At 62.5% G+C, this 19,936-nt stretch carries 18 protein-coding genes; 10 read left to right on the top strand and 8 right to left on the bottom strand.

Going from position 1 to position 19,936, the window contains the following annotated elements; all coding sequences use genetic code 11:
* Positions 1 to 206: 206 nt before the first annotated feature.
* Entirely contained in the window at positions 207 to 4,037 is a 3,831-nt protein-coding gene (locus ABOC32_RS28520) for a sensor domain-containing protein (protein ID WP_426809716.1), read from the bottom strand.
* 248 nt (positions 4,038 to 4,285) lie between these two features.
* Between ABOC32_RS28520 and ABOC32_RS28515 the strand changes: the two genes are divergently transcribed.
* The 3 genes from ABOC32_RS28515 to gdhA all read left to right on the top strand — a co-directional run bounded on the left by ABOC32_RS28515 (position 4,286) and on the right by gdhA (position 8,229).
* A complete protein-coding gene (locus tag ABOC32_RS28515) occupies positions 4,286 to 4,699 on the top strand; it encodes a hypothetical protein (RefSeq protein WP_426809715.1) in 414 nt (137 codons plus the stop codon).
* A 301-nt stretch (positions 4,700 to 5,000) separates the two neighbouring features.
* Positions 5,001 to 6,668, top strand: a complete 1,668-nt coding sequence (ettA, locus tag ABOC32_RS28510; protein WP_043203612.1) for an energy-dependent translational throttle protein EttA — start codon at positions 5,001 to 5,003, stop codon at positions 6,666 to 6,668.
* A 220-nt stretch (positions 6,669 to 6,888) separates the two neighbouring features.
* Complete coding sequence (gene gdhA, locus ABOC32_RS28505; protein WP_426809714.1) at positions 6,889 to 8,229, top strand: NADP-specific glutamate dehydrogenase; 1,341 nt, start codon at positions 6,889 to 6,891, stop codon at positions 8,227 to 8,229.
* 142 nt (positions 8,230 to 8,371) lie between these two features.
* On the opposite strand, the gene ABOC32_RS28500 is transcribed toward gdhA, so the two are convergent.
* From ABOC32_RS28500 to ABOC32_RS28485, 4 genes are all read right to left on the bottom strand, one after another.
* On the bottom strand, positions 8,372 to 8,869 hold the full coding sequence (locus ABOC32_RS28500) for a GreA/GreB family elongation factor (protein ID WP_426809713.1): 498 nt from the start codon (positions 8,867 to 8,869) through the stop codon (positions 8,372 to 8,374).
* A gap of 67 nt (positions 8,870 to 8,936) precedes the next feature.
* Entirely contained in the window at positions 8,937 to 9,293 is a 357-nt protein-coding gene (locus ABOC32_RS28495) for a hypothetical protein (protein ID WP_426809712.1), read from the bottom strand.
* A gap of 222 nt (positions 9,294 to 9,515) precedes the next feature.
* Positions 9,516 to 11,369, bottom strand: a complete 1,854-nt coding sequence (locus ABOC32_RS28490) for a DUF4105 domain-containing protein (RefSeq protein ID WP_426809711.1) — start codon at positions 11,367 to 11,369, stop codon at positions 9,516 to 9,518.
* A 73-nt stretch (positions 11,370 to 11,442) separates the two neighbouring features.
* A complete protein-coding gene (locus tag ABOC32_RS28485) occupies positions 11,443 to 11,931 on the bottom strand; it encodes a DUF3015 domain-containing protein (protein ID WP_043198774.1) in 489 nt (162 codons plus the stop codon).
* 260 nt (positions 11,932 to 12,191) lie between these two features.
* On the opposite strand from ABOC32_RS28485, the gene ABOC32_RS28480 reads away from it, so the two are divergent.
* The 5 genes from ABOC32_RS28480 to ABOC32_RS28460 all read left to right on the top strand — a co-directional run bounded on the left by ABOC32_RS28480 (position 12,192) and on the right by ABOC32_RS28460 (position 16,952).
* Complete coding sequence (locus tag ABOC32_RS28480; RefSeq protein WP_426809710.1) at positions 12,192 to 14,630, top strand: Lon protease family protein; 2,439 nt, start codon at positions 12,192 to 12,194, stop codon at positions 14,628 to 14,630.
* A 161-nt stretch (positions 14,631 to 14,791) separates the two neighbouring features.
* Positions 14,792 to 15,130, top strand: a complete 339-nt coding sequence (locus ABOC32_RS28475) for a hypothetical protein (RefSeq protein ID WP_043198769.1) — start codon at positions 14,792 to 14,794, stop codon at positions 15,128 to 15,130.
* Positions 15,131 to 15,326: 196 nt separating this feature from the next.
* Positions 15,327 to 15,815 (top strand): TIGR00645 family protein, encoded by a 489-nt coding sequence (locus ABOC32_RS28470; protein ID WP_016501546.1) that lies wholly within the window; start codon positions 15,327 to 15,329, stop codon positions 15,813 to 15,815.
* Positions 15,816 to 15,943: 128 nt separating this feature from the next.
* Positions 15,944 to 16,249 carry a DUF6482 family protein gene (locus tag ABOC32_RS28465; RefSeq protein WP_016501545.1) on the top strand — a complete coding sequence of 102 codons (306 nt, stop codon included), beginning with the start codon at positions 15,944 to 15,946 and terminating at the stop codon, positions 16,247 to 16,249.
* 85 nt (positions 16,250 to 16,334) lie between these two features.
* Complete coding sequence (locus ABOC32_RS28460; protein WP_016484828.1) at positions 16,335 to 16,952, top strand: FKBP-type peptidyl-prolyl cis-trans isomerase; 618 nt, start codon at positions 16,335 to 16,337, stop codon at positions 16,950 to 16,952.
* Between the two features lie 136 nt (positions 16,953 to 17,088).
* Here the strand turns inward: ABOC32_RS28460 and ABOC32_RS28455 are convergent, their stop codons facing one another.
* From ABOC32_RS28455 to ABOC32_RS28445, 3 genes are all read right to left on the bottom strand, one after another.
* Positions 17,089 to 17,334, bottom strand: a complete 246-nt coding sequence (locus ABOC32_RS28455) for a hypothetical protein (RefSeq protein WP_016484829.1) — start codon at positions 17,332 to 17,334, stop codon at positions 17,089 to 17,091.
* An 84-nt stretch (positions 17,335 to 17,418) separates the two neighbouring features.
* Positions 17,419 to 17,760, bottom strand: a complete 342-nt coding sequence (locus tag ABOC32_RS28450; RefSeq protein WP_043198767.1) for a zinc ribbon domain-containing protein YjdM — start codon at positions 17,758 to 17,760, stop codon at positions 17,419 to 17,421.
* A 187-nt stretch (positions 17,761 to 17,947) separates the two neighbouring features.
* Positions 17,948 to 18,916, bottom strand: a complete 969-nt coding sequence (locus ABOC32_RS28445; RefSeq protein ID WP_016501544.1) for a polyprenyl synthetase family protein — start codon at positions 18,914 to 18,916, stop codon at positions 17,948 to 17,950.
* Between the two features lie 244 nt (positions 18,917 to 19,160).
* Between ABOC32_RS28445 and rplU the strand changes: the two genes are divergently transcribed.
* Both rplU and rpmA read left to right on the top strand, forming a co-directional pair.
* Complete coding sequence (rplU, locus tag ABOC32_RS28440) at positions 19,161 to 19,475, top strand: 50S ribosomal protein L21 (RefSeq protein ID WP_003247466.1); 315 nt, start codon at positions 19,161 to 19,163, stop codon at positions 19,473 to 19,475.
* A gap of 38 nt (positions 19,476 to 19,513) precedes the next feature.
* Positions 19,514 to 19,771, top strand: coding sequence for a 50S ribosomal protein L27 (gene rpmA / locus ABOC32_RS28435; RefSeq protein WP_003247464.1), 258 nt, complete (start codon positions 19,514 to 19,516; stop codon positions 19,769 to 19,771).
* Positions 19,772 to 19,936 lie beyond the last annotated feature (165 nt).

Genomic DNA, 19,936 nt, shown 5'->3' with positions numbered 1-19,936 from the left:
GTGTCTGGTCTGGGCGGGTGCCGGAGTTGACCCAGAAGTCCGTTTTCACGGCGCTGATCTGAAGTCGTTCGCAAGACCTGTAGGAGCAGCCTTGTGCTGCGAAGAGGCCATAACGGGTGCAGCTTTTCTTTTGCCATGCCGGCCTCTTCGCAGCACAAGGCTGCTCCTACAGGTAATCGCGTCACGGCAGTGACATGTGCAGCGGGTCAATGGAACATGAACAGCGTCTCGTTGGCGAACTGTGCCTCGAACTGATGCGCCGGCATCGGCCGCCCGAACAGGTAGCCCTGCACCTCGTCGCAGCCATGCTCGCGCAGAAACTCCAGCTGCTCGTGGGTTTCCACGCCCTCGGCGATTACCGCCAGGTTGAGGCTGTGGGCCATGGCGATGATCGCCCGGGCAATCTGGGCGTCCTGCTCGCCTTCGGGCAGGCCGTCGACGAAGGTGCGGTCGATCTTCAGCACGTCGATGGGGAACTGCTTGAGGTAGTTGAGCGATGAGTAGCCGGTGCCGAAGTCGTCCACCGCAATGCTCAGGCCGAGGTTTTTCAGGCTGGCCAGAATCTGCAGCGCCTCGCTCACCTCGCGCATCAGGATACTTTCGGTCAGTTCCAGCTCCAGGCAGGCCGGCGGCAGGCCGCTTTCTTCAAGTATGTTGGCAATCCGCGTGCCCAGCTGGCCGTCGGAGAACTGCCGGGCCGAAATGTTCACCGACACCTTCGGCACCCGCACCTTGGCTTTGTGCCAGGCCTTGAGCTGGCGGCTGGCCTCGCGCAATACCCAGTCGCCCACGTCCACCACCAGACCCAGTTCTTCTATCACCGGGATAAAGTCGCCCGGCGGCACCAGGCCACGGGTCGGGTGCCGCCAGCGCAGCAGCGCTTCGGCGCCGGTCAGGCGCTTGCCGTCGCCGCTGAACTGCGGCTGGTAGTAGAGGATGAATTCGTTCTGCTCCATGGCGTGGCGCAGGTCGCTTTCCAGCTCCAGGCGCTCCAGGGCGCTGGCGTTCATCTCGGCCTGGTAGAACTGGAAGTTGTTCTTGCCGCGTTCCTTGGCGTGGTACATGGCGGTGTCGGCGTTCTTCATCAGCTGGCTCAGCTCGCTGCCATCCTGCGGGCTGAGGGCGATGCCGATACTGGCGGTGACGAAGAACTCGCGGTTTTCCAGCACGAACGGCCGCACCAGGCTGCCGAGGATGTTCTCGGCCACGTGGATGGCGCGGTTGAGCGCCAGTTCACGGCTGGGGCGCGGTTGCAGCAACAGGGTGAACTCGTCGCCGCCCATGCGTGCCACGGTGTCGTCGTCATCCACGCAGGCCAGCAGGCGCAGGGCCATGTCCTTGAGCATGCGGTCGCCAGCGGCATGGCCGAGGGAGTCGTTGATTGGCTTGAAGCGGTCGAGGTCGAGGAACATCAGCACCACCCATGCCTTCTGCCGCTCGGCCTGCTGCAGGGCGTTGTACAGGCGGTCCTGGAACAGCGTGCGGTTGGGCAGGTGGGTGAGGGCGTCGTAGTAGGCCAGGCGGTGGATGCGCTGTTCGCTGGCCTTGCGCTCGCTGATGTCGGTGAAGAAGCACACGTAGCTGGCCAGGTCGCCTTCGTCGTCCAGTACCGCGGTAATGCCGACCCAGGCCGGGTAGTGGTCGCCGTCACGGCGCTTGAGCCACACCTCGCCCTCCCAGCTGCCGCGCTGGTGCAGTTGCTTGACCACATAGCGCAGGTGGCCTTCCTGCTGTTCGTCGACGGTGAGCATGCCCGGCAACTGGTCGAGCACCTCACTGACGGCATAACCACTGACGCGGCTGAACGCCTCGTTGGCCTGCACGATATAGCCGGCCGGGTCGGTGATGAGAATGGCCGAAGTGGAATGCTCGAATACCGTCGCGGCCATGCGCAGGTCTTTTTCCGCACGGCGTTGCTGGCTGATGTCACGGCCTACCCCAAGCACGCCTTCAAAGCGCTGGTCATCGTCCCACACCAGCACCAGGCGCAGTTCGATGGGGATCTTGCGGCCATCGCCGCGCAGGCAGTCGAACACGAACAGCTGGGTCGGCAGCTGGCTGCGCAGCTGGGCCAGTTGAACCGGGTCGCCCATGGCCTTGCTGACGCGCTCCATCAGGCTGTAGATGCCGGTGAGCTGGGCCGGGTTGGCGATGATCGACTGCCAACCGTTGGCGAAGATCCAGTCGGCCTGGTAGCCCAGCACGCTCTGCACCGAAGGGCTGACATAGTTGAGCTTGAGCAGGCTGTCGGTGGAGAAGATCACGTCGCTGATGCTTTCGGCGAGCATGCGGTAGCGCTGTTCGCTGTCACGCAGCGACTGGCTGGCCTCGATCTGCACCGTCACGTCCTTGCCCACGCCGATGATGCGTGTAACCAGGCCTTCGGCGTCACGGGTCAGCACCTGCTCGCGGATGTCATAGCAGCGCCAGCCGCCATCACGGTGGCGGAAGCGCAACTGGCAGTGCAGCGGTTGGTCATGGCCGCTGTCGCGCTGTTGCTGGCGCAGGGCCTGATAGTGCGCGGCGTCTTCGGGGTGCAACAGTAACTCCCAGAAGCGGTCGCCCATCTGCGCCAGCTCGGTGCGGTCGTAACCCAGGGTCTGGCCCAGGTGGCGATTGCTGAAGATCATCCGTTGGCTGAGCACGTCCTGCACGTACAGCTGGTCAGGGACGGTGCGCACCACGTCCGACCAGAAGCTTTCGCGCTCCAGCAACGACAGCTCCACCTGCTTGCGGCTGGTGATGTCGCTGATGCTGAGGATCACCGCCTGGTAGTCGCGGCGCTGCTGCGGCATGCGGGCCATCAGCCACAGGTGCAACTCGCCGCCCAGTGGCGCCGGCAGGCGTACTTCCAGCTCCAGCAGCGGGCGTTGTTCGATCAGCGCGTCGATCAGTTGCATACCGACGCTGTCGCGGCCATCGCCAGTGCCGTCAATCAGCCGCTGCCAGGCACCTTCGTGGCACTCGATGTTCAGCAACTGGCGCGCCACCTGGTTGACCTCGGTGATTTTCAGCTCCAGCAGCAGCGAGCGGCGCAGGTTAGGGTCCAGGGCCAGGCTGTGTTTGAGCGCGGCGCGGTTGCGCAGGTGGTAGCGGTCGAGCTGGCCGGGCAGGCTGGACAGGTCGAGCACACACAGGGCCACGCCGGTGCCTTCGAAAATTTCCTGGTAGCGCCGGCGGTCTTCTTGCAGCGCGCGCTGGCGGCGGCGCATGTTGATCAGGGCCAGTACCGGCAGCAGGGCGCAGAACAGCACCAGCAGGCACTTGCCGATCAGCGCGGGCAGCAGTTTCTGTTGGGTCAACTGGGCGTCGAACAGGCCGCGCAGTTGCCAGGTGCTGTTGTCGATAAAGGCCAGCATCACGCTCTGTAGCGGCTCGCTGCCGGTGTCGGTCGGCGCGTGGCGCTGCAGTACCTCGCCGCTGCGGCTGTTTTCCAGCAGCCACAGGGGGTGGCCGGCGCCATCGAGGTGGACGGTGAGGGTGCTGTAGTAGTCCGCCGACAGGCGCAGCAGCCAGTAGCCACGGTCCTGCTCTGGGGACTGGCGCAGCAGCAGGTAGAGGGTGCGGTTGTCGGCTGAATTGGTGAAGAAGTACGGGCGGCCCTGGTTCAGCGTCAGCAACTCGTCAAGCAACTGGCGGTCGGGGCTGCCGGCCAGGCTGTCGGCGCGCAGTTGTCCGGCGCTGTCCAGCCAGGCCACGCTCTGCAAGGCGGGCAGGCGTTCGCGCAAGGTATCCACCAGGCTCGGCAGGGCGGCTGGCGTCGGCGTATTGACGTAAGGCTGCAACACATTTACCGCCTGCTGCGCCTTGAACGCCATGTTCAGGCCCAGGTGGTCGGCCAGTTCCGCAGTGGCGTCCAGGCTTTGTTTGCGCAGGTCGGCCTGGGTGTGGTTGAACTGGGCAAAAAGCTGCCACAGCAGCAGGCCCAGCAGGATCAGGGCCAGCATCGCCAGCGCACCCTTGACCGACCCGCGCAGGGTAGCGGCGGGCGCCTGGGGCGCGGTACGCAATGTCGACGGATGATTAAGGTTGGTCAAGCGTTGATCCTGCGATTGGGCTGGCGATGGCAGGGAAGGATCATGCACGGTGTGTGCCGGTGTCTGGTTGGCGCACAACGGTGGCGCACTATAAGGCCGGACACCTGAAACCGGCTAGCATGCCTAGGATTATGGCAAAGTGCCAGCCATGTTGACCGATGGAGGTCGCCCGGTGGTTCGGCAAGCCCCTGCGACCTGTGCGAGAATAGCGCCCGCTATACATGACAACGCATCGGAGATGTTCGGTTTTGGTTACTCACTTTTCCTCCAATGGCCTCGATTCCGCCTGTGGGCGCAGCAGTCAGACCCTTGTCAGCACTGCCGTGACCGAGGACGTATCCTGCAAGTCTTGCCAGCGCTCGCTGGTCAAACCTGACGCTGCCACCAGCGCCAAGAGCAAAGCACCATCGCTGGCTGAACTGCGCAAGACCGCCAAGGCGGCAGCAGCACCAACGCCGGCAGTGGCGGCGGCCAAGCCTGCTGCCAAGGTGGTCGGCACTGTGCCTGCGGCTGCCAAACCGGCCAATGTGGCCAACGTGGCCGAGCCGCAACCTGCCCGCAGCGGTGGCTTCAGCGTGAAGGCCGCCTGGGCCGCGCGCCTGGCCGAGCAGGGCGACCGTTGCCGGTTGCCGCGGGGCAAGGGCAAGCAGCGTAAGGTCTGAGCCTTCCGGGCTTGCTGTACTGGCCCTTTCGCGGCTAAAGCCGCTCCCACAGGTACTGCATTGCCCTTGAAGGCAGTGATACCCCTGTGGGAGCGGCTTTAGCCGCGAAAGGGCCGGCACAGGCAGCAGATTCCTCCCACGGACAACACCGATCCCACCCCACCCTCGGCCCCTCCTATGCAACGCCGCGCGTTGGCGTAGAATGGTCGTCTTTGTCCAATGACACCCGAACACACATCCCCTGGCCCCGTGCCGGGGCGATCGTCGATGTCTTTACCTATCTGAATTAGAGGGCTTGGTTTTGGCTCAATACGTCTACACCATGCATCGGCTGAGCAAGGTCGTGCCGCCGAAGCGGGAAATTCTCAAGAACATCTCCCTGTCGTTCTTCCCGGGCGCCAAGATTGGCGTGCTCGGCCTGAACGGCGCCGGTAAATCGACCCTGCTGCGGATCATGGCGGGCGTCGACAAGGAATTCGACGGCGAAGCCCGTCCGATGCCCGACATCAACGTCGGTTACCTGCCACAGGAACCGCAACTGGACCCGACCAAGACCGTGCGTGAAGTGGTCGAGGAAGCGGTCAGCGTGATCAAGGACGCCCAGGCGCGCCTGGACGAGGTCTACGCCGCCTACGCCGACCCGGATGCCGACTTCGACAAGCTGGCCGCCGAGCAGGCCAAGCTGGAAGCCATCCTGCAGGCCGCCGATGGCCACAACCTGGAGCGCCAGCTGGACGTCGCCGCCGACGCCCTGCGCCTGCCGGCCTGGGACGCAAAAATCGAGCATCTGTCCGGTGGTGAGAAGCGCCGTGTGGCCCTGTGCCGCCTGCTGCTGTCGGCCCCCGACATGCTGCTGCTCGACGAACCGACCAACCACCTGGACGCCGACTCGGTGGCGTGGCTTGAGCGCTTCCTGCACGACTTCCCGGGCACCGTGGTAGCCATTACCCACGACCGTTACTTCCTCGACAACGTCGCAGGCTGGATCCTGGAACTGGACCGCGGCGCCGGCATCCCGTACGAAGGCAACTACTCGGGCTGGCTGGAAGCCAAGTCGGACCGTCTGGCGCAGGAATCCAAGCAGCAGAGCGCCCACGAGAAGGCCATGAAAGAGGAACTGGAGTGGGTGCGCAAAGGCGCCAAGGCTCGCCAGTCCAAATCCAAGGCCCGTCTGCAGCGTTTCGAAGAAATGCAGTCGCAGGAATTCCAGAAGCGCAGCGAAACCAACGAGATCTACATCCCGGCTGGCCCGCGCCTGGGCGACAAGGTCATCGAGTTCAAGAACGTCTCCAAAGGCTACGGCGACCGCGTGCTGATCGACAACCTGTCGTTCGCCATGCCAAAAGGCGCCATCGTCGGCGTGATCGGTGGTAACGGTGCCGGTAAGTCGACCCTGTTCCGCATGCTGATGGGCAAGGAACAGCCGGACTCGGGCAGCATCGAGATCGGTGAAACCGTGCAACTGGCCTGCGTGGACCAGAGCCGCGAAGACCTGGACGGCGCCAAGACCGTGTTCCAGCAGATTTCCGACGGTTCCGACCAGATCCGCATCGGCAACTACGAGATCCCGTCGCGTACCTACGTTGGCCGCTTCAACTTCAAGGGTGGCGACCAGCAGAAGTTCGTCAAGGACCTGTCCGGTGGTGAGCGTGGCCGCCTGCACCTGGCCCTGACCCTGAAGGAGGGCGGTAACGTCCTGCTGCTCGACGAACCGTCCAACGACCTCGACGTCGAAACCCTGCGTTCGCTGGAAGAAGCCCTGCTGGACTTCCCGGGCGCCGCGATCGTGATTTCCCACGACCGTTGGTTCCTGGACCGTGTGGCTACCCACATCCTGGCGTATGAAGACGACTCGAACGTGATGTTCTTCGAGGGCAACTACACCGAGTACGAAGCCGACCGCAAGAAGCGCCTGGGCGATGCTGCTGCCCAGCCGCACCGTGTACGGCACAAGAAACTGGCTCAGTAAGCCGGTTTTCTGATGCACAGGAATGGGGCCCTTGGTGGCCCCATTTTTGTGCCTGGCTCCCAGGTAAAAACGGCTGATCAGGTGCATGCTTTGTATACACTTATATAAAACGCACCAAATAATTTCAAAAAAACGACATTTCGCCCTATTCCAGTGCGATTGCTTCTTGGTACATTCCTGAAAAAACCAATAAGTCCAAAACTTCGGTGAGATGTCTACCATGATCGAATCTGTCGACAATTTCCTTGCACGCCTCCAACAGCGTGACCCTGGCCAAGCGGAATTCCACCAGGCGGTGGAAGAAGTGCTGCGCACCCTGTGGCCATTCCTCGAAGCCAACCCACACTACCTGCAATCGGGCATTCTCGAGCGTATGGTCGAGCCTGAGCGCGCGGTGCTGTTCCGCGTGTCCTGGGTCGATGACCAGGGCAAGGTGCAGGTCAACCGCGGCTACCGTATCCAGATGAACAGCGCCATCGGCCCGTACAAGGGCGGCCTGCGCTTCCACCCGTCGGTGAACCTCAGCGTGCTGAAGTTCCTGGCCTTCGAGCAGGTGTTCAAGAACTCCCTGACTTCGCTGCCCATGGGCGGCGGCAAGGGCGGCTCGGACTTCGACCCGAAAGGCAAGAGCGACGCCGAAGTGATGCGCTTCTGCCAGGCCTTCATGAGCGAGCTGTACCGCCACATTGGCGCTGACTGCGACGTACCGGCCGGTGACATCGGCGTGGGTGCCCGCGAAATCGGCTTCATGTTTGGCCAGTACAAGCGCCTGGCCAACCAGTTCACCTCGGTGCTGACCGGTAAAGGCATGACCTACGGCGGCAGCCTGATTCGCCCGGAAGCTACCGGCTTCGGCTGTGTGTACTTCGCCGAAGAAATGCTCAAGCGCCAGGACAAGCGTATCGACGGCCGCCGCGTGGCGGTTTCCGGGTCGGGCAACGTGGCCCAGTATGCGGCGCGCAAAGTGATGGACCTGGGCGGCAAGGTGATCTCGCTGTCCGACTCCGAAGGCACCCTGTACGCCGAAGCCGGCCTGACCGATGCCCAGTGGGACGCGTTGATGGAGCTGAAGAACGTCAAGCGTGGCCGCCTGAGCGAGCTGGCCGGCCAGTACGGCCTTGAGTTCCGCAAGGGCCAGACCCCGTGGAGCCTGCCGTGCGACATCGCCCTGCCGTGCGCCACGCAGAACGAGCTGGGCGCCGAAGACGCCCGCACCCTGCTGCGCAATGGCTGCATCTGCGTGGCCGAAGGCGCCAACATGCCGACCACGCTCGAAGCTGTGGATATCTTCCTGGACGCCGGCATCCTGTATGCCCCGGGCAAAGCCTCCAACGCCGGCGGCGTAGCCGTGTCGGGCCTGGAAATGTCGCAGAACGCCATGCGCCTGCTGTGGACTGCCGGTGAAGTGGACAGCAAGCTGCACAACATCATGCAGTCGATTCACCATGCTTGCGTGCATTACGGTGAAGAGGCGGATGGGCGTATCAACTACGTCAAAGGTGCGAACATCGCAGGCTTTGTGAAAGTGGCTGATGCCATGTTGGCTCAGGGCGTCGTCTGATTCGAGATCGCTGGGGCCGCTTTGCGGCCCTTTCGCGGCACAAGGCCGCTCCTACAGGGGACCGCGACAACCTGAGTGATGGAGCAATCCTGTAGGAGCGGCCTTGTGCCGCGAATGGGCTGCAAAGCAGCCCCCAGGGCCCTCAATCTTCTCCCTCGATCTCGACCACTTCGATCACCTGATCCCCCACCGGCCGCCGCCAAACCACTTCATCCCCAGCCCCCGCGCCCAACAACGCTCGCCCAAGCGGCGACCCCCAGTTGATCAACCCCCGCCCGGCATCCGCTTCATCCTCGCCCACCAGCTGCACCACCTGCTCCTGGTCCTGCACATCGACAAACCGCACCCGGCTACCAATCTGCACCTTGCTGCGTGAAGTCGCTGCCGGCACCACCTGTGCACTCTGCACCCGCGCATTGAAGTAACGCAGGTCCCGTTCGGCATCGGCCAGCCGTTGCTTGTCGCCACGCTCGCCCTGCGCCTGCAGCTCGCTGCGCAAGGCATTCAGCTCGGCCGCGCGGGCCTGCAGCTGGCGCAGGCCGTTGGCGGTGACGTAGTTGGGTTGTTCGCTGACGCGTCGCTCGACCGGCTGGTCGGCCTGGGCGGCAGCCTGGTCTTCGTTGACGAATGCTCGGCTCATGCAGGGCCTCCTTGTGCAGGAGACCATCATGGCAGGCCGCCGGTTTCAAGGGATGTCCGATTGCGACTCAGTTGTGACGATAAGCCTTGGCGGCGCCACGGTCCTTTTCCTGCTCCCACTCGCGGTCGCGCTGGTCCCAGAAGCGCTCGTGGTACTCGCGCTGTTCTTCACTGTTCTGCATGGAGTGGCACTGGCGGAAGCCATCGTCCCAGCCGGTTTCGTACTGGCGCTCGTGCAGGTAGCGCGGCACGTTCTTGCTGAACCCGCCCACCATCAGCCCGGCCGCCTGGCGGCCGCTGCTGCAGCCGTCCTGAAAGCCATCGGCATAGGCAGGGGGATAACCATGGTTGAGCATCTGCTCGTGGGTGGTTTCGCAACCTGACAGCAACAACGCAATGCACACGCCGAACCAGTACCGCGACATAACCACCAGACCCTCCCGTTGATAGGGGGAAGTCTAGGTGGCGATTTGTCGGGGAGGTGTCAAAACAGTGTCAAAGAGTTGGTTAGGATCACCCACTCGCCTGTACCGGCCCTATCGCCGGCAAGCCAGCTCCCACAGGTACTGCACAGGCCTTGAAGTCTGCAGATACTCTGTGGGAGCTGGCTTGCCGGCGATGGGGCCGGTACAGGCAGCCGACAGAGCTCAGTAGTGATACCACTTCAGCTCCAGCATCACCTCGTTCTGCGCCGTAGCCAGGTGGCTGAACTCGCGCGAGGCACTCAGCCGCAGCCCCAGGTTCTGGCTGATCTCCCACTGCTGGTTCAGGCTCACACTGCGCCGCACTTCGCCATTGGTGAAGTAGTCACCTTTGGCCTCCAGCGTCAGGTTGCCCAAGCCGTTGCGCCACAGCAGCCCGCCATTGAACCCCGCCGCCGGGGCAATGAACTGTGCGAAGTCGTTGTGATGCTCGACCCGCACCGTACCCAGGGCAAACCCCAGCAACCCGTCGGCCAGTTGCCAGGTGCCACCGGCGCCGCCGTTCACGTGGCTTACCAGCACTTCGTCATCATGCTTGCCCGGCACCCGCTCCAGGCCGCCGGCCACTTGCCACGACCAGGGTTTGAGCAGTTCGTTACGGGGTGTCAGCGAGCGAATGGTGGCCAGGTCCAGGCGCTGAACCTGCCAGTCATTACCCTCGTACTGGCGCACCTTCAGCTGCAGGATCTCGATTTGTGCCCCCAGCGGGAAGCCGTAGGCATTGTCGTTCAGGTCGTGGTAGGCCATGCGCAGGCCGTACTCGGCGTAGGCGCGGTCTTCGCGTGTGCCCACGCCCAGCTGCCAGGTGCGCGAGTCGTGGCCGTCTTCGGGCAGGCCGGGGCGCTCGATCTGCAAGGGCGGCGGCGGGTTGCTGTTGATCGCCCGCAGCAGCTCGAAGCTGCGTGTCGCCTGCCCGGGGTCGCGTTCCTGGCCATTGGCCCGGTAGCGCTCCAGGCGATAGGCGGCGTCTTGTATCAACGCCTGGCGTTCGCGGGGCAGGGCCTTGAAATCAGGGCTCTGCAACTGTGCGGTGTCGGCGCTCACGGCCAGCACCTGACGCTTTTCGTCGTGGTCCAGTGGCTCTGCCCGGGCCAGCAGTTCACGTTCGCGTGAGGGGCGGTAGGTTTCGCTGGCGACCAGGCCGGACTGCTTCACGGCCTTCACCGTATCGGTCGGGATGGCGGTCAGCGGGAACTGCGAGGTCAGGTCCAGGCTCGGCCGGGCCACTTGCAGCAGCTCCAGCAGGCGATACGAGCAGTTTTCGTCGAAGAAGAAGTAGTCGAACTGGATCTGCTTCAACTCCCACACATGCTCGACCATGCGCCCGGTTTCTTCGGGGGTGAGGTCCAGCTGGTATTCCCACAGGTCGCGGTTTTCCAGGCTGCGGTATTCGGACAGTTTTTCCTGGTAGGGCATCAGCGCGAACAGCCCTGGGTAGCCGCCCATCAGGCCCTTCCAGGCGTACAGGATGCTGTTGTCACTGCCTTCGATGTAGGCGCCGAAGTTGATCGCATAGCTCAGCAGGGTGGTGTCGTCGTTGCGCGTGCTGGACTGGTCGATGCGCAGCAGGGTGTGGCCGAACATCGACGACGGGCTGTTCAGGTAGGCCGCCGGAAAGATCAACGCGGCGCTGTGCGGGTCGATCGACTTGTACCAGGTCTTGAACTCCTGGCAGTCCGGTTGCGGCAAGCCTTGCAGGTCAAGCTGTTCGCGCAGCCAGCGGGTGCGGGCGGGGAATACACATTGGGCGTGCTTGTCGCCGAGGCTGGCCGGGGCATACAGCGCTTCGACCGTGGCTTGCAGCTCTTGGTCGGGGTGGTGCGCACCGTCCTTGGCAAGGAAGAACGCATCGTCGTCCACATAGCTGCGCCAGCCACCGAGCTTGGCGGTTTCGTAGTGACCAATGGCGAGCCAGTAAGGGGTGTTGGCCAGTTGCTGGAGACGGCCTTGGTCCAGCACGGGCGCGGCATGAACAGGGGCGCAGGCACACAGCGCCAGGGAAACGAGGCGTTTGAGCATATCGGGCAACTACTTCTTGACGATGCCGAAAAAGGCGAAACCCGCCCCGGGGGAGGGGCGGGAGCAGCTGCGCTTAGGCCTCGGTAGCGTACTTGGCCAGGCGTGGGTCGCTCTTCAGAACGGCCAGGGTGTTGCTGTGGACAGTTTCAGCCGTGACGTCGGCGCTGGTGAAGATCTGGTTGAAGTGCTGGTGGGCGACCGACTCGAAGTAGCCACGGTCTTCCGGGGCCACACCGAGGACCACGGCATAGGTGGTCAGTGCTTCACCCTGGCCCATGGCCATGTCTTCGGAAAGCTCGTTCATCATGCCGTTCATGGCAAACCAGGACTTGCCGCCGTAGGTCAGCGAAGCCTTGGTGGAGCAGCCGTTGGTGCCGGAGGTCATGCCGAAGGTGGCGTTGCCGGAAGTGCCGTTGGTGGTAGAAGCCAGGAAGTGTGCCGGAGTGCCGCGCTGGCCTTCGAACAGCATGTTGCCCCAGCCGCAGTTCGGGCCGCCAGGCGCTTCGGCCATGGCGTTGAGCGAGACCACGGTGAACAGAGTACCCAGAAGAATCCGTTTCATAGCATTTGTTCTCTTTGTCTTAACCAAGGGTCAGGGTTTCTGGCAACTCGGTTGCCAGGTCGGGAAAGCATTTCACCCACCCGCGCAGCTTGGAGTTTAGGCACGATCTAAAGGTTGCGTTGTTGATTGCGAAAAATTTGCTGTTGCATGACCTGCACTGGCTGCGACCTGCCGCGATATAAAGTCCGGTAGAGCCTTGCAAGGCGCGTTGGGGCAGCGCCAGAATGCTGTTCATCTGCCCGCCGAAGTAAGGAAACCCAATGCCCGATCCTGTCGCTGCGCGCCTGCGTCTCGCGCCTGAAGCCCTGACCCGGCGTTTCTCCCCCGAGCAGTTTGCCTTTACCCATACCGACGATCTGGAGCCGTTTCGCGGAGTCCTGGGCCAGGAACGTGCTGTCGAGGCCCTGCAGTTCGGTGTGGCCATGCCCCGCCCCGGTTACAACGTATACGTGATGGGCGAGCCCGGCACCGGGCGCTTCTCGTTCGTCAAGCGCTACCTCAAGGCCGAGGGCAAGCGCCAGAAAACCCCGGCCGACTGGGTCTACGTCAACCACTTCGATGACACCCGCGAACCCCGCGCCCTGGAATTGCCGTCGGGCAGCGCCGGTGCGTTCATTGCCGACATGGGCGGGTTGATCGACAACCTGTTGGCCACCTTCCCGGCCGTGTTCGAGCATCCGTCGTACCAACAGAAGAAAGGCGCCATCGACCGCGCCTTCAACCAGCGCTACGACCGCGCCCTGGATGTGATCGAGCGGGCCTCGCTGGAAAAGGACGTGGCGTTGTACCGCGATGCCAGTAACGTCGCCTTCACGCCGATGGCGGAGGGCAAGGCGCTGGACGAAGCCGAGTTCGCCCAGTTGCCGGAAGCAGTGCGCGAGCAGTTCCACGAAGACATCGCCTTGCTTGAGGAACAGCTGAACGAAGAGCTGGCGAGCCTGCCGCAGTGGAAGCGCGAGTCGAACAACCAGCTGCGCCAGCTCAACGAAGAAACCATCACCCTGGCCTTGCAGCCCTTGCTGGCGCCGCTGTCGGAAAAGTACGCCGAGAACGCAGCGGTGTGCGCCTACCTGCAGTCGGTGCAGCTGAACCTGCTGCGCACCGTGGTCGAGCAACTGGTCGACGACAGCAAGACCGACGCCGCCGCGCGCAAGCTGCTGGAAGAGCAGTACGCCCCAAGCCTGGTGGTCGGCCACCATGCCGCCGGTGGCGCGCCAGTGGTGTTCGAGCCGCACCCGACTTACGACAACCTGTTCGGCCGCATCGAGTACAGCACCGACCAGGGCGCGCTGTACACCTCGTATCGCCAGCTGCGCCCAGGCGCGTTGCACCGTGCCAACGGCGGTTTCCTGATCCTTGAAGCCGAGAAAATGCTCGGCGAGCCGTTCGTGTGGGATGCGCTCAAGCGTGCGCTGCAGTCGCGCAAGCTGAAGATGGAGTCACCGATCGGTGAGCTGGGCCGTGTGGCCAGCGTCAGCCTTCAGCCGCAGATGATTCCGCTGAACGTGAAACTGGTGATCATCGGCTCGCGCCAGCTGTACTACGCACTGCAGGACCACGACTCGGACTTCCAGGAGATGTTCCGGGTGCTGGTGGACTTCGACGAAGACATGCCCATGGTCGATGAGAACCTGGAGCAGTTCGCCCAGTTGTTGCGTACCCGTACCAACGAAGAGGGCATGGCGCCGTTGACCAGTGACGCGGTAGCGCGCCTGGCCACCTACAGCGCCCGCCTGGCAGAAAACCAGTCACGCCTGTCTGCGCGTATCGGCGACCTGTTCCAGCTGGTCAGCGAAGCCGATTTCATCCGTCAGCTGGCCAGTGACGAAATGACCGACGCCGGGCACATCGAACGTGCGCTCAAGGCCAAGGCCACCCGTACCGGGCGCGTTTCGCAGCGGGTGCTGGACGACATGCTGGCCGGCATCATCCTGATCGACACCGAAGGGGCGGCCATCGGCAAGTGCAACGGCCTGACCGTGCTGGAAGTGGGCGACTCGGCGTTCGGTATGCCGGCGCGTATCTCTGCCACCGTGTACCCGGGTGGCAGCGGCATCGTCGACATCGAGCGCGAGGTCAACCTTGGCCAGCCGATTCACTCCAAGGGTGTGATGATCCTCACCGGGTACCTGGGCAGCCGCTATGCCCAGGAATTCCCGCTGGCGATCTCCGCGAGCATCGCGCTGGAGCAGTCCTACGGTTATGTGGACGGTGACAGCGCCTCGCTGGGCGAAGCCTGCACGCTGATCTCGGCCTTGTCGCGCACGCCGCTCAAGCAGTGCTTCGCCATTACCGGTTCCATCAACCAGTTTGGTGAAGTGCAGGCGGTGGGTGGGGTGAACGAGAAGATCGAGGGCTTCTTCCGCCTGTGCGAGGCGCGTGGCCTGACCGGCGAGCAGGGGGTGATCATCCCGCGTGCCAACGTGGCCACCCTGATGCTCGACGAGCGTGTGCTGCAGGCCGTGGAGAACGGCATCTTCCACGTCTACGCAGTCAGCCAGGCCGATGAGGCGCTGAGCCTGCTGGTGGGCGAGGAGGCCGGTGTGCTCGATGACCAGGGGGTGTTCACCGAGGGCAGCGTCAATGCCCGGGTGGTGGAGCGCCTGCGTGAAATCGCCGAGATGATCAGCGAGGAAGACATCGAGAAGGCAGAAAAAGAACGCCTGGAAGAAGTGATTGCCCAGGCCAAACCGGCCTGAGTCAATAAACCGGCGCTGGCGGCGATGTGCTACCGTTCAGCGCCGGTTTTCCATCTTTCTGGGCTGTTATTCTATGCTGGAACTTAAGGACAGTATCAGCGTTCAGGATGGAAACAGCCTGGTGCTCAGGCTGAACAAGGCTTATTGGAGGGGACGCGGCCATGCGCAACCTCAGCCTCACACGCCAGTGCCTGGGCCTGGTGACCCGCATCGAATGCAGCATTCGCCCACTGGCCGGGGATAACGGCATGTGGACGCTGCTGTTCGCCGCCGGCATGGCCGGTGAGCAACCTTCCGCAATCAAGGCCCAAGGCCCGTTTCATGGGCCGATGGTGGCCGAATCGGTGCTCAATGCCATTGTCGACAGCCTGACCTTGCATGGTTACCAGGTGTCCGAAGACCCGCAGATCTGGTGTTTGCATTTGCAGGCGCAGTTGCGGCGGATCAACGGCGAGCGGTGCCGGAACCTGGGGGATTACCAGTTTCATCCTGAGACCTGATTGATGCAGGGGGCCGCCTTGCGGCCCATTCGCAGCACAAGGCTGCTCCGACAGGAGATCGCGGTCCCTTGTAGGAGCAGCCTTGTGCTGCGAATGGGCTGCAAAGCAGCCCCCATTCACCGGGCTTTTGCTGTAACAGGTGGCTGGCTATACTCGCTGTCGTTTTTTTAGTCACCTGACGAGTCCCAAACCCTCCATGGAACGTATTCTCGAAAACGCGATGTATGCCTCGCGCTGGCTGCTCGCACCGATCTACTTCGGCCTGTCCCTCGGCCTGCTGGCCCTGGCGCTGAAATTCTTCCAGGAAGTGGTCCACGTCCTGCCCAACGTCTTTGCCCTGAGCGAAGCTGACCTGATCCTGGTGATCCTCTCGCTGATCGACATGTCGCTGGTGGGTGGCCTGCTGGTGATGGTGATGATCTCCGGCTACGAGAACTTCGTCTCGCAACTGGACATCGACGACAGCAAGGAAAAGCTCAACTGGCTGGGCAAGATGGACTCCTCGTCGCTGAAGATGAAGGTGGCTGCGTCGATCGTGGCGATCTCGTCGATTCACCTGCTGCGGGTGTTCATGGATGCGCAGAACATCTCCACCGACTACCTGATGTGGTACGTGATCATCCACATGACCTTTGTGGTTTCGGCGTTCTGCATGGGTTACCTGGACAAGCTGACCAAGCACTGAGCCCGGTTGCGGCCTGCACCGCCCGTCTGTTGCAAAACGGACGGGCGGTGTCGTTTCTGGCTTGTGCTTTAGGCTCGCCTGTACAAAAAATGAGCACTCATGCGTGGTTCTCATCGCGAGGTGCTTACATGAACCTGCATCAGCTCAATCTCGAGGCCAGGGCTGGCCATGTCGACGAAGTGAACCTGATCGCCATCGAAGGCGGCGACTACCTCATTGAAGCCCGGCTCAAAGGGCGCGCACACCCGCTGTCTGACACCCGTGGCGAGCGCTTGCGCGTACACTCGGTGGAGGATGCCCGCAAGTTGCTGCAAACCATCCCCATGGTCTCGATGAACCTGGTGCACTGGTCGGTGCAGGATGAGATGTGCGGCATGGGCTCGCACCCCGAAGAAGACCTCAAGGTGCCGATTTCCCAGCGTTCGGCCTGGTAGCTGCTCGCAGCTTCCCAGTGTGCTAGGCTGCTCGCCCTTTTCATCAAGGGCGCGGCTGCACTGCGCCCTGCAGTGGAGCACGACAATGTCCGAACTCAATCTGTCTACCGACGAAACGCGCGTCAGCTACGGTATCGGCCGTCAGCTGGGCGGTCAGCTGCGCGACAACCCGCCACCAGGTGTTAGCCTGGAAGCCATCCTGGCCGGCCTGACCGACGCCTTCAACGGCGCCGACAGCCGCGTCAGCGAAGCCGACCTGTCGGCCAGCTTCAAAGTGATCCGCGACATCATGCAAGCCGAAGCGGCTGCCAAGGCTGAAGCCGCTGCTGGCGCTGGCAAGGAATTCCTGGCCGAAAACGCCAAGCGTGATGGCATCACCACCCTGGCTTCGGGCCTGCAGTTCGAAGTACTGACCGCAGGTGAAGGCGCCAAGCCGACCCGCGAAGACAACGTGCGTACGCACTACCACGGCACCCTGATAGACGGCACCGTGTTCGACAGCTCCTACGAGCGTGGCCAGCCGGCTGAATTCCCGGTTGGCGGCGTGATTGCTGGCTGGACCGAAGCCCTGCAGCTGATGAATGCCGGCAGCAAATGGCGCCTGTACGTGCCGAGCGAGCTGGCCTACGGCGCTCAAGGCGTTGGCAGCATCCCGCCGCACAGCGTGCTGGTGTTCGACGTCGAGCTGCTCGACGTTCTGTAATACCGCCGGGGCCGCTTTGCGGCCCATTCGCGGCACAAGGCCGCTCCTACAGGGGTACGCATATCCATGGGTAAATGCGTACCCCTGTAGGAGCGGCCTTGTGCCGCGAACGAGGGCGAAGCCCTCGCCAGATCTGTCAGTTCCAATCCGTTCCCATCGGGCGCAATGCCCGCGCATAGCAGAACAGAAACAAATTCCGCACCAACTCCTTCAGCACCCCCGGTTCACTCGAATTCAGCCCGCTCATGTCCAGGTCGCCCTGGTCACGCAGCTCATCGAGCGCTTCTTCTTCAAGCACCGCGCACACTTCGCCGGTTTCGCGATGAAGGATGCGCAGGTAGGGATGGGGGCGGTCAAGCCAGGCGTCAATCAGATAAGTCATGGCTATTCTCCTTGGAAACCAGTTCCAATGAGAATAATTCTTATTATCAGAATAGCAAGCGCCAATTGGCAGATTTTTGTGTAATCAGACTTTGCGAACGAACTCGGACTTCAGCTTCATGGCGCCGATGCCGTCGATTTTGCAGTCGATATCGTGGTCGCCGTCGCACAGGCGGATGTTCTTGACCTTGGTGCCGACCTTGACCACCAGGGACGAACCCTTGACCTTGAGGTCCTTGATCACGGTGACGGTGTCGCCGTCCTGCAGGATGTTGCCGACCGAATCTTTCTTCACCGCCTCGTCGCTGGCCGCTTCGGCGTCACCACTGGCCGACCACTCGTGGGCGCATTCGGGGCAGATCAGCTGAGTGCCATCCTCATAGGTGTATTCGGAGTTGCATTTTGGGCAGGCTGGCAGAGTGCTCACTTCGGTTCCTCAAACAAACAGACGGGCGGTTAAAAACCCACATTGTAAAAGGTATTTTCCCAGAAGTGATTATGTCCGGACAAAAGCATTCGCGGGTAAACCCGCTCCCACAGAATGTGCGCTACCTTTGAGGCTTGCGCGGTCCCTGTGGGAGCGGGTTTACCCGCGAAGAATTTGACTCGGTCTATCAGTGAGTACGAGCTACAGCAAACTCGCTCAGCTCGACCAGGGCATCCCGGTATTCGCTGGCCGGCAGCACTTCGAGGCAGGCAATGGCCCGCTTCACATAGTCGCGCGCCAGCTCTGCGGTGTACTTCAGCGCGCCCGACGCTTCGACCGCCACGCGGATCTGCTCCAGGTCCTCAAGGCCACCTTTCTGGATCGCCTGGCGTACCAGCGCAGCCTGCTCGGCAGTGCCTTCGCGCATGGTGTAGATCAGCGGCAGGGTAGGCTTGCCCTCGGCCAGGTCGTCACCGACGTTCTTGCCCAGGGTTTGCGAGTCGCCCTTGTAGTCCAGCAGGTCGTCGACCAGCTGGAAGGCCACGCCCAGGTGGTCACCGAAGGTGCGCAGGGCTTCGCGCTGCTCGTCGGTGGCTTCGGCCAGCGCGGCGGCGCTGTGGGTCGAGGCTTCGAACAGCATCGCGGTCTTGCCGCGGATGACCTCCATGTAGATTTCCTCGGTGGTGCTGGCATCGCGTACACGCGACAACTGCAGCACTTCACCTTCGGCAATCACGCGGGTGGCCTTGGACAGGATCTGCATGACCGGCATCGAACCCAGTTCGACCATCATTTCGAACGAGCGCGAATAAAGGAAGTCGCCCACCAGCACGCTCGGCGCGTTGCCCCACAGGGCGTTGGCGGTGGAGCGGCCACGGCGCATGCCGGACATGTCGACCACGTCGTCGTGCAGCAGGGTGGCGGTGTGCAGGAATTCGATGGTGGCAGCCAGCAGGCGCAGGTCGTCGCCTTCGCGGCCCAGGGCCTTGCCACACAGCAGTACCAGCAGGGGGCGCAGGCGCTTGCCACCGGCCGACGTGATATAGTCGCCGATCTTCGATACCAGCGGCACGCGCGAGGTCAGCTGCTTCTTGATGATCTCGTCGACGGCGCTGAAATCATCAGCCACCGCGCGGTAGAAGGTTTGGGGTTGCATCGGCTGCTCCAGTGAGGTTGCGCGGCATGCTAGGTCGCGGGTACCGGTGTGTCAAGGCGCGGTGCCAGCGGGCCGGGGGCGGCACTTGCAAGCAAAACCAGGGTTGCGTACAATCGCGCACCCTAACTTCCTGGGCAGCACCTGCCTTACGCAATTGCGCCGGGCCGTTCCAGCCTTGTGCAGCCATGCCAGCCAATACTCATCATATAAAGCGCTGGGTGAGCAGGATTATCGGAGAAATACCATGTCTTACGCAGTAATCGTTACCGGCGGCAAGCAGTACAAAGTCGCTGAAGGTGAATTCCTCAAGATCGAAAAACTGGAAGTCGCCACTGGCGAATCCGTGACTTTCGATCGCGTTCTGCTGGTCGCCAACGGTGAAGAAGTCACCATCGGTGCTCCAGTTGTTGCTGGCGCTAAAGTAGTGGCCGAAGTCGTTTCGCAAGGCCGCCACGACAAGGTTCGCATCATCAAGTTCCGTCGTCGTAAGCACCACATGAAGCGTATGGGCCACCGCCAGTGGTTCACCGAGATCAAAATCACCGGCATCCAGGCTTAATCCCCTAGATCCCCTGAATTTATTTGGAGAATTGAACCATGGCTCACAAGAAGGCTGGTGGTAGTACTCGTAACGGTCGCGACTCAGAATCTAAACGCCTTGGCGTGAAGATGTATGGCGGCCAGGTTATCAAGCCAGGCAACATCATCGTCCGTCAGCGCGGCACTGAATTCCACGCTGGCTACGGCGTTGGCATGGGCAAGGACCACACCTTGTTCGCCAAGATCGAAGGCGTGATCAAGTTCGAGAAGAAAGGCGAGTTCATGCGCCGTTACGTGAGCATCGTCGCCGCTTAATCGCGACGTCGCTCCAGAAGCCCCGTCATGCGACGGGGCTTTTTCGTTTGTGGTGAGCCTCTTGCAAAGCTGTTTGTCTGGGTTGCCGGCGTTGGTTTCTACGGTCGTACGGGGCCGCCGCGCTCATTTTTGCAAGAGCCTCATGTTTTTGATTCATTCAACTCG

Source organism: Pseudomonas sp. WOUb67 (assembly GCF_050058005.1).
In the GTDB taxonomy this organism is placed as follows: domain Bacteria; phylum Pseudomonadota; class Gammaproteobacteria; order Pseudomonadales; family Pseudomonadaceae; genus Aquipseudomonas; species Aquipseudomonas putida_R.
This window is presented reverse-complemented; position numbering and strand designations above follow the sequence as displayed.

What these genes read in the sequence shown, in the direction of transcription:
- gdhA (WP_426809714.1), top strand. Translation starts at nt 6,889, where the DNA reads ATGATCGAATCTGTCGACAATTTCCTTGCACGCCTCCAACAGCGTGAC.
- ABOC32_RS28445 (WP_016501544.1), bottom strand. Translation starts at nt 18,916, where the DNA reads ATGCAACCCCAAACCTTCTACCGCGCGGTGGCTGATGATTTCAGCGCC.
- ABOC32_RS28465 (WP_016501545.1), top strand. Translation starts at nt 15,944, where the DNA reads ATGAACCTGCATCAGCTCAATCTCGAGGCCAGGGCTGGCCATGTCGAC.
- ABOC32_RS28475 (WP_043198769.1), top strand. Translation starts at nt 14,792, where the DNA reads ATGCGCAACCTCAGCCTCACACGCCAGTGCCTGGGCCTGGTGACCCGC.
- ABOC32_RS28470 (WP_016501546.1), top strand. Translation starts at nt 15,327, where the DNA reads ATGGAACGTATTCTCGAAAACGCGATGTATGCCTCGCGCTGGCTGCTC.
- ABOC32_RS28460 (WP_016484828.1), top strand. Translation starts at nt 16,335, where the DNA reads ATGTCCGAACTCAATCTGTCTACCGACGAAACGCGCGTCAGCTACGGT.
- ABOC32_RS28455 (WP_016484829.1), bottom strand. Translation starts at nt 17,334, where the DNA reads ATGACTTATCTGATTGACGCCTGGCTTGACCGCCCCCATCCCTACCTG.
- ABOC32_RS28480 (WP_426809710.1), top strand. Translation starts at nt 12,192, where the DNA reads ATGCCCGATCCTGTCGCTGCGCGCCTGCGTCTCGCGCCTGAAGCCCTG.
- rpmA (WP_003247464.1), top strand. Translation starts at nt 19,514, where the DNA reads ATGGCTCACAAGAAGGCTGGTGGTAGTACTCGTAACGGTCGCGACTCA.
- ABOC32_RS28500 (WP_426809713.1), bottom strand. Translation starts at nt 8,869, where the DNA reads ATGAGCCGAGCATTCGTCAACGAAGACCAGGCTGCCGCCCAGGCCGAC.
- ABOC32_RS28490 (WP_426809711.1), bottom strand. Translation starts at nt 11,369, where the DNA reads ATGCTCAAACGCCTCGTTTCCCTGGCGCTGTGTGCCTGCGCCCCTGTT.
- ABOC32_RS28495 (WP_426809712.1), bottom strand. Translation starts at nt 9,293, where the DNA reads ATGTCGCGGTACTGGTTCGGCGTGTGCATTGCGTTGTTGCTGTCAGGT.
- ABOC32_RS28485 (WP_043198774.1), bottom strand. Translation starts at nt 11,931, where the DNA reads ATGAAACGGATTCTTCTGGGTACTCTGTTCACCGTGGTCTCGCTCAAC.
- rplU (WP_003247466.1), top strand. Translation starts at nt 19,161, where the DNA reads ATGTCTTACGCAGTAATCGTTACCGGCGGCAAGCAGTACAAAGTCGCT.